The organism is Armatimonas sp. (assembly GCF_964826245.1).
The window spans coordinates 1-8,138 of record NZ_CBAYMC010000205.1 but is presented as its reverse complement, the minus strand read 5'-3'; the positions used below and the strand labels follow the sequence as shown (position 1 = coordinate 8,138).

Annotated in this window: 7 protein-coding genes; 3 read left to right on the top strand and 4 right to left on the bottom strand. The window is 57.2% G+C overall.

Features of this window, described 5'->3' with window-relative positions:
* Window positions 1–11 precede the first annotated feature (11 nt).
* Entirely contained in the window at window positions 12–584 is a 573-nt protein-coding gene (locus tag AC1XOS_RS17030) for a hypothetical protein (protein ID WP_481963422.1), read from the bottom strand.
* Between the two features lie 74 nt (window positions 585–658).
* On the opposite strand from AC1XOS_RS17030, the gene AC1XOS_RS17025 reads away from it, so the two are divergent.
* Entirely contained in the window at window positions 659–2,449 is a 1,791-nt protein-coding gene (locus tag AC1XOS_RS17025) for a c-type cytochrome (protein WP_481963421.1), read from the top strand.
* On the opposite strand, the gene AC1XOS_RS17020 is transcribed toward AC1XOS_RS17025, so the two are convergent.
* From AC1XOS_RS17020 to trpA, 3 genes are read right to left on the bottom strand one after another with little or no spacing between them, the layout of a single operon-like run.
* Window positions 2,433–3,707, bottom strand: a complete 1,275-nt coding sequence (locus AC1XOS_RS17020; RefSeq protein ID WP_481963420.1) for a BNR repeat-containing protein — start codon at window positions 3,705–3,707, stop codon at window positions 2,433–2,435. The genes AC1XOS_RS17025 and AC1XOS_RS17020 overlap by 17 nt on opposite strands.
* Before the next feature lie 4 nt (window positions 3,708–3,711).
* Window positions 3,712–4,989: a Gfo/Idh/MocA family protein gene (locus tag AC1XOS_RS17015; RefSeq protein ID WP_481963419.1), complete on the bottom strand. Its 1,278-nt coding sequence runs from the start codon at window positions 4,987–4,989 to the stop codon at window positions 3,712–3,714.
* Window positions 4,986–5,792 (bottom strand): tryptophan synthase subunit alpha, encoded by an 807-nt coding sequence (trpA, locus tag AC1XOS_RS17010; protein WP_481963418.1) that lies wholly within the window; start codon window positions 5,790–5,792, stop codon window positions 4,986–4,988. Before trpA ends, AC1XOS_RS17015 begins: the two co-directional genes overlap by 4 nt.
* A gap of 69 nt (window positions 5,793–5,861) precedes the next feature.
* Here trpA and AC1XOS_RS17005 point away from each other — a divergent pair, with 69 nt between their 5' ends.
* Both AC1XOS_RS17005 and AC1XOS_RS17000 read left to right on the top strand, forming a co-directional pair.
* Window positions 5,862–7,364 (top strand): hypothetical protein, encoded by a 1,503-nt coding sequence (locus AC1XOS_RS17005; RefSeq protein ID WP_481963417.1) that lies wholly within the window; start codon window positions 5,862–5,864, stop codon window positions 7,362–7,364.
* Between the two features lie 150 nt (window positions 7,365–7,514).
* Window positions 7,515–8,138 (top strand): dolichyl-phosphate beta-glucosyltransferase (locus AC1XOS_RS17000; protein ID WP_481963416.1); only part of this gene is annotated, 624 nt, incomplete at its 3' end.

Here is an 8,138-nt window from a genome sequence, read left to right as displayed (position 1 = left end):
TCCATCCGCGCTTATTCTTCGCTCCACAGGCGATGGGCATAGGCCGCGCTCGCCGCGCTTGCCTCGCAAGCAATGATCATCCCGATCTCGTCGGGGAGGAACTCGCGCAGGGCCTTGGCCGATTCTTCGTCATCCACAGGCAGCACAAGCGCACTCGCGCCGCACTCTACGGCGAGGCGGGCCAGCGACTGGCGCTCCAGTGGCTTTAGTTGCGCCCAGGGGAGCCATAGCGTCACCTCGGAGTCCGTGGGCGCGGCGGCATCCACCACGGTCTGCACGGCATCGGCCACTAACAGCTCCGCGCCGGACTTCAGTGCCGAGAGATTCGGAAAGAAGATCAGCTCCGTCGCGCCGTCCGCCGTCGCCATCGCGGCCTCAACACCGAGCGCCTGGGAGTTGGCAGCCCCGTGCGGCCACCCGATCACGGTCGCGACTTCGAGGCCGCTCTCTAAAACATCCGCGACCCACGTCGGCAAGACGCACACGGAGTCTGCCGTCGGGGCGAACTTCTCACAAAGAGCGATGGCCTCACGGCGCGTCGAGTCCGGGCGCAGAAGGGCCACGGTAAGGGGTTTTGTACTCACGTGAGTATTGTACCGTTTCCCCCCTAACCACCGCCGGGCAGGGGGTAGGGGGCATGGTGCGGTAAAATACTCTCATGCGCTCTCTTGCCGCTTTCTTGCCAGTGCTGGCTCTTGCATCAGTTGCTCTAAGTCCGACCGTACCGACTGATGTGCTGGGAGGGCTTTCTGGGGGGGACACTCTCACGACACAGCGGTCTGTGGAGGCGTTTGCGTGGCAGGAGTTTGTGGCGCTGGGCTGGCCTGCCCAAAAAGGGAAGCGGGGCGAGGCAGACGCCAGCAAGCCGCTGGGGGATGAGGGGCTGAAGGTCTGGGAGACGTGGAAGACGCCTGAGGAGATCTATCTCCCCGGAGGAGCCGAGCCGCCTAGGTGGGAGTCGCCTCTACCACGGGAGCGCTTGCTAAGCGACAACCTCCAGGCAGTGCAGAGCGATGGGACGCTCCCGGCCACGCTGACGGACCGCTATGGGCATATCGTGCGCTACGAGATTCGCTTCAATAAAGTCCTCTTTGACTATCTCCGCAGCCACAAGCTCTACGACAGCCGCCAGCAGCAGCGCACGGAGAGCGTCGCGTTTCCAGACGGGGCGATGATGGTCAAGGCAAGCTGGCGTGAGCTAGAGCCAGGTGAGGCACCCTACTACCTAACCCGTGAGTGCCTCGTCTTTGACATGAAAAACGGCAAGCCGGGGCGTAAGCGAAAGCGCACGATGGGGCTGGTTGGGCTGCATATTGTCCAGAAAACCCCGTCGGCTCCCCAGTGGATCTGGGCGACCTTTGAGCACACGGGCAACGTTGAGGGCACGGATCCGTCGTTTACCCCCGCGCTGACTCCTGGTACCAAGACCAACCAGCAGACGCAGACGGGCATCCCAAACTCTATTGTCCGACATACCCCGCTCCCTGCCCGTTTGCGCCAGCTCAACCACACCCAGCAGCAGGTGCTCCACACGGCAGGCAGTGTCCTGCAGAACTACGAGCTGGTCGGGGCGCAGTGGCCGGTTCCCGGCTCAGGAGCAGGGGGGCGTGTGGAGCCTGCCTTTGTCTCCAATACCACGATGGAGAGCTTTGTCCAGGAGAGCTCCTGCCTCGGCTGCCACGCCTCAGCCCGAACACTCAAGCAAGATAAATTTGTCGCCTCGGACTTTGTCTACTCCCTGCGCCGTGCTCAGCCAAGTGTTGCTGAGAAGCCCCTGATTGTGGCACCGACAAAGCCCCGAACCGAGTGGGACAAGCAGAACTGGAAAGCCATCCAGCGTGGCCATGCCCTCTCAGAGCGCACCTATGAGCTACTCCCCAAGGTTGTGGGCAACAAGCTCCACTGCTCTAGCTGTCATCTCGATGCCGGGCGGAGTCTGTCGTCGTCGCCGTGGATTGGCATGTTCGCGGAAGGAAAGTACGACACGGCCCAGAAGTTCTACGACCGCATCAACCAGTGCCTCCAGCGCAGCATGAACGGCAAGCCCATCCCCACCGACGGCCCGGAGATGGCGGCGTTCAACGCGTATCTCCGCTGGCTCGACGAGCAGTGGGGCGCGCAGCCACTCCCGGTGTCGGGAATGCCCAAAGTCGAGAAGCTCGTCGGTGATCCCGAGCGAGGAAGAGCCCTCTTTGCCCAGAAGTGCGCCGCTTGCCACAGCACCAACGGCGAAGGACGCTACGAGAGCAACACTTACTTTCGCCCCGCGCTCTGGGGGCCGCAGTCGTTCAACAACCTCGCGGGGCTAGGAGCCAAGCCCGAAAAAATGGCGGGCTTTCTCAAGCACAACATGCCCTTCGGCTCTGGTGGCTCACTGACCCTTCAGGAGTCCTGGGATCTCACGGCGTTTATTGTCGCCCAGCCACGCCCCATCAAGACGGCTCCTTGAGCTTATAGAGCCACAATTCGGAAGCGGGGGGCAGTGGTTCGGTGCGTGGCTTGTCACGGTTGGGACCGAGGGTTTCCCAGCGCAGAGCATAGCGGGTGCCCGCCGCCGCAGGCTTGCCCAAGTCGCTCGCCCACTTGACTTGCAGCTCGGGGAACTTTAGGCGCACAGGGCGCAGGCTCTTGGGATAGCCCTCGGGCGGCGGGAGTGTCTTGATCACTTTGAGCGTCTTCTCGTCGAGCACCAGCACTCCGCTTCCGTGGTTTTTTGTCCTGAAGGCAAGCTTTAGGTGCCCCGGCCCTGCGCTCTCCACCGCTCCGACATTGACCTCCACAACGATTGTTCCACCGCCGCCGAACTCCCAGCGCCAGTCCCAGCTGCTCACTTGGTAGATCTTCCAGCCGGACTTCTCACGGCGGCTACAGTAGAGCTGGCTCTTGCCGTTTTTATCGTACTTGGTGTAGGAGACTACGGGGCGCTTCTGCGAGTCGAAGCCCAGCTTCACCTGGCCATTGAGCGCGCCGCCGTGCTCGGGGATGGGATCGATCACCTCACCCGTCTTGAGTGTAATGGGGAGTGTTAGCGGCTTTCCCGCGCTATCTTCCCAGTGCACTAAGTCGCGGCTCCGAGCATACGACGGATGGTGGTTCGTGGCGGCATCCGGGGTCTCGCGCCAGATCCAGATCAGATGGAAGTAGCCGTCGGGGCCGAGCTGTGGCAGGGCAAGATAGGCATTGCGCTCCCCCTCGCCATCTGTCAGTACTTTGTCTAAAAGTCGCCGCCAGGCCTTAGTCTTGAGATTGTAGGTGTTGTAGAGCTGGTCGCCGTTGCCACTGCCCCCATCGCGGTAGGTAAAGATCAGCTCTTGCTTTGCGCCCCGAAAGAACAGCGGGTACGTGACACGAGTCTCTCGCTGGCCCGTCATTGCCTTGACGGGCACCAGGCTACTTGCATCGAGGGGCTTGGTGGAGCGGAAGTAGACCAGTGGCACCACATGCATGTTTCCCGACAGATGCAAAAAGCCCTCACCGTCTACCGCCAGCGTGACATAGTTATGCGAGTCCCAGCCCACCTGCGACGGCAGCTTGGTCAGTGTCCAAGTCTTGCTTCCCAAGCTCCGCTGCGCAACTGTCATGTGCCGCTTGGCATCATAGAACGCCACAAACTGCCGGTTGCCGTGGGTCAGCAGCGCAAACCCCACCGGATGCCCGGCCCAGACATCGGCAACTTTCAGCGACTCGGTGATTTTCTCCTCAGGCATGAGATCACACTTTCGGCAGTTTCCACTGGGGGCGGCGCTCGCGGTCGAGCCACTTGTTGGCTTCTTTATCGCCGATAAACTCCCACTTTACGGGATCCCACTTCAGGGGGCGGCGGTGCCAGTAGGCGAGATTGGCCAGCTGCACCAGCGCCACGGAGCGGCAGCCGATCTCCACATCACACAGCGGCTTCTCACGGCTCTTGATGCAGTTGATCCAGTTGCGGTGGTGCCCCGGCGAGACAAAGAGACGCGTGGTCTCTTTCTCGCCCAGTGGCGTCTTGGCCAGCTCTGGTGGGTCGCTTTTCAGCACGCCACGGTCTAAGTGCAGGGTTCCATTGGTGCCGGTGAAGAAGCAGCCACTCGGGCCACCGTGAGTCACCTCGATCCCATCGGCGTAGATCAGCTTCGCACCCTCCATCGCCATAGGATCAGACGGTGGGATGATCTCGACCGGGTCGGTGTCGTCCTTGCCCAGCGCCCACTGCGCGATGTCGTAGTGGTGGGCGCCCATGTCGGCATGACCGCCGCCCGAGTACTCGCGGTAGTTGCGCCAGGCGGGGAAGTGGTTGTGCGCACCGCGCGGGGAGAGCACGGAGCTGTAGGGGCGCATCGGGGCGGGGCCAAGCCACAGGTTCCAGTCAAGACCCGGCTCTGGCGTCTCTTCCTTCAGATCGCACCAGATGCTCGGTGCGGCAACTCCGACCGTCACGGACTTGATCTTTCCCAGCCGCCCATTTCGGATAAACTCACAGCCCTGGCGGAAGCTCCCAAAGACATTGGAGCGCTGCTGGCTGCCGGTCTGGAGCACGCGCTTGTACTTGCGCACCGCCTCGATGCAGCGCTTGGACTCCGCGAGCGTCAGCGTGAGCGGCTTCTCGCAGTAGACATCTTTTCCGGCTTTACACGCCTCGATAATCGGGATCGCGTGCCAGTGCTCGGGGGTGACAATCACCACGGCGTCGATATCTTTGCGGGCGATAATCTCACGAAAGTCGTTGTAGGCCGCGCAGGTGCGGGTGGCGCGCTCCTCGCCGGTGTAGTGCGTCTCGACACGCTTCTTGGCCCGCTCGCGCCGGGTCGTGTCCACATCACAGACCGCGAGAATCTGCACGTCGTCGAAGTCCAGAAGCGTCGGGATATGGAAGTCATTGGCCATCTTCCCACAGCCGATAATGCCCACGGTAATGCGATCCGCAGGCGCGGTGTGGCCCGCACGCCCCAGCACAGAGCTAGGCAAAAAGAGAGGCGCGGCCGCGGCCCCAAGAAACTGTCGTCGATTCATGGGACTATTGTAGCAGTTTTTAGCGACGCAACATACTCTTTCACGAAGCTAAGCACATCAGGGTCTTCGCGGTTTTCGTGGAGCAGGGTGACCAGCGAGCTTCCGACCACGGCACCATCGGCAAAGACGCAGATGGCCTTGACTTGCTCGGGGGTCTTGACACCAAAGCCCACACAGACCGGCGTCTCACGGGCGTGCTCTCGAATCGCGGAGACTAAGCCGGGTAGCTCACTGGGGACGACTTCTTTGGTTCCGGTGATGCCTGTCATCGAGACGCAGTAGATAAAGCCCGCCGCGAGCTTGCCGACGGCTTCCATGCGCTCCATCGTGGAGGTTGGGGCGAGCAAGAAGATTGTCGCGAGGCCCGCCGCATCGGCAATCGGCTTCCAGGTATCGGCCTCTTCCGGAATCACATCGGTGACAATCGCGCCATCGGCCCCGGCGGCCACGGCGTCTTGTGCGAATTTCTCTGGCCCATACTGGAGCACTGGGTTGTAGGCTCCCATCAGCACCATTGGCACCGTCACACCACGTGCGCGGGCCTCGCGCACCGCGTCCAGCACTTTCGGCGGCGTCATTCCGCCCTGCAGCGCCCGGAAGCTCGCCGCTTGGATCGTCGGGCCATCGGCCAGCGGGTCGGAGAAGGGAACTCCCAGCTCGATCACATCGGCTCCGGCCTCCGCCAAGGCACAGATCACATCGGCGGTATGACTCGGAAACGGATCGCCTGCTGTAATAAAAGCGACAAGGGCTCCCTCGCCACGTGACTTCAGCTCCGCAAAACGTGCATCTAGACGGTTCATAACTGAGCCTCAGGATACCATAGGTTTAAGTGTCCGAAACAGGTAAAATGTCTCTCAGGAGTCTACTATATGAATCGTCGTCATTTTCTTCATTTCTCTACAGCAAGTATATTGATGGGAAGTACTTGTAAAAACAAACGTAATTACTATGTTCCTTTTCAAGAACCGAAACCGAAAAATTTTGGAAATATCCCACGAAATGCGCTAGACCCACTAGATATCAGCATATTTTTGCCTACTGAAGAAGATATAGGTATTCCTAAAACAAGGATACATCATGAAATACGAAATATGAATAGGCAATCACATGCATTTATTTATTGTCATAGTAAATTAAATTACATAAATTTATCAATAGATTTAAATTACAGTATAAAAAATGCGGAAAATCAAATCTCGAAATATTCATTTAGGAAATATTTAAAAAGGGATGACAGTGATATTCCTAATGCAATGGTATTGAGTGATATTAATGAACCAAAAGGCAGTGATACTCGTTCTCTGGAATTCAAAGTACAAAAAGATCGTCTATTTTTATCACTTGAGTTAGGAGGGTTGAAAAATTGGGCAACTCATGAACGAGCACTTGACTTCTTACTCAATTGTATAAAGCGTTTTGATAAAGCAGGCTTGCTTGCCACTTACCCTGCCTTTGTTAACCTTGTTCCTTATCTTCCTAAACAGAGCGATTTCCCTTCAGAAAGATGGATTGCAACGGAGTCGTACCACTCTGTTCAAGGATGGGAAGCCTATGGGGGATATATTTATGAATCAACAATAAGTTTTAAGAACATAAAAAGCCAGGGAGATATGGACATCAGTATTGTTTGGCATCCAAAACCACATCATCTACTTGGCGGCTATGGTCTACCAGGAACCAGTGGTATCGTGCCTAACATTCAACCAGGGAGTTTTTCAGGGGAACGCCTTGGGCAGGCCTGCTGGCATACGAAACGAGAACTTTCTGCTTTATTAGGACACTGTGTTGTCTACACGCGAATCTGGGGCAGAGACCCAGTAGATATCAATACAGATAAACCATACATTGAAGCAGCAGTTCGCGCAACTCTGGAGCGTCTAGAAAATGCCAAATTGGCTACGATTGCTCCAGCAGAAGTATTTCGTCATGAAAAAGTACGTCATCTAAATCTTGCGGATCTCCTTCCCAAACAAAAAGACATCCAAATGTTCTCAATAGAATCAATTGAAAATAATATATACCCAAATGATTGGCAATATCCTAGAGATATATACATTCCATTTCGAGGTATATCAGTAGATTTAAAAGGGAATCGCCGTAATGATAATGCAAAATTAATCATAAAAATCACTCTCGATGAGATATTTGCTACGGGATTGCAAGGCATCCCTCTTAAAGGAATTCATACTCAACATGCTGACAGCAGATCAGCACATCTTGTGTGGGGATGTCTTAATGTGTTTGTTACTCTTACGTCGGCAGATCCTCAGAAGAACCCTGAGGAAAGCGATTGTTTCCTTGTTAAACAACTGGCTCAGGAATGTTTGGAACGAGCACAAGGCCGCCATGACATGAAAGCCTTTCTAACTTAAGTAACTGACCAAATTTATCTTTACATTTGCGACGCGGTGATCTTGCCTCAATGGCGATGGGCAAGGCAAAAATCGGGCCGATTCTAATTCTAATGTATTTGGGCCCAAGCACTTAGTCCTCACTAGCTGCGATACAATAACGCCAAGAAAATGCAGCTTTCTATCGTCATTCCCGCCTACAACGAAGCCAAGCGCCTGCCTCGGACGCTGGAGGCGACGTGGGCCTATGTCCAAGCACGTGGGCTCGATGCCGAGATTTTAGTGGTGGACGATGGCTCCAAAGACGAGACGGCCACTGTTGCAGCTACGTTTCCGGGCGTGACGGTGCTGGGCTACGGTGGCAATAAAGGCAAGGGCTACGCCGTGCGCTTTGGGGTCTTGCGGGCCGCTGGGGAGCGGGTGCTCTTTATGGACGCGGATCTGGCGACGCCCATTGAGGAGCTGACCAAGCTCGAAGCCGCTTTAGACTCCGGCGCGGACTACGCCATCGGCTCCCGGCCTCTGCGTGAGTCGGAGCTGACGGTGCGCCAGCCGCTCCTGCGCGAGCTTTGTGGACGCGCGTTCAATAAAATTGTCCAGCTTGCCGCCACGCCTGGCATTGAGGACACGCAGTGTGGCTTCAAGTTGCTCACGCGCGATGCGGCGCAGGCGATCTTCTCCCGCTGCCAGCTCGCTGGCTTTAGCTTCGATGTGGAGGCGATTTTTCTGGCACGGCGGCTCGGGCTAAAAGTCGCGGAGATTCCCGTGCGCTGGGCACACCAAGAGGGGGCGGCG

Bases quoted from the DNA above. Each gene is read 5' to 3' on its own strand.
- AC1XOS_RS17025 (WP_481963421.1), top strand. From the start codon at position 659: ATGCGCTCTCTTGCCGCTTTCTTGCCAGTGCTGGCTCTTGCATCAGTT.
- AC1XOS_RS17020 (WP_481963420.1), bottom strand. From the start codon at position 3,707: ATGCCTGAGGAGAAAATCACCGAGTCGCTGAAAGTTGCCGATGTCTGG.
- AC1XOS_RS17015 (WP_481963419.1), bottom strand. From the start codon at position 4,989: ATGAATCGACGACAGTTTCTTGGGGCCGCGGCCGCGCCTCTCTTTTTG.
- trpA (WP_481963418.1), bottom strand. From the start codon at position 5,792: ATGAACCGTCTAGATGCACGTTTTGCGGAGCTGAAGTCACGTGGCGAG.
- AC1XOS_RS17005 (WP_481963417.1), top strand. From the start codon at position 5,862: ATGAATCGTCGTCATTTTCTTCATTTCTCTACAGCAAGTATATTGATG.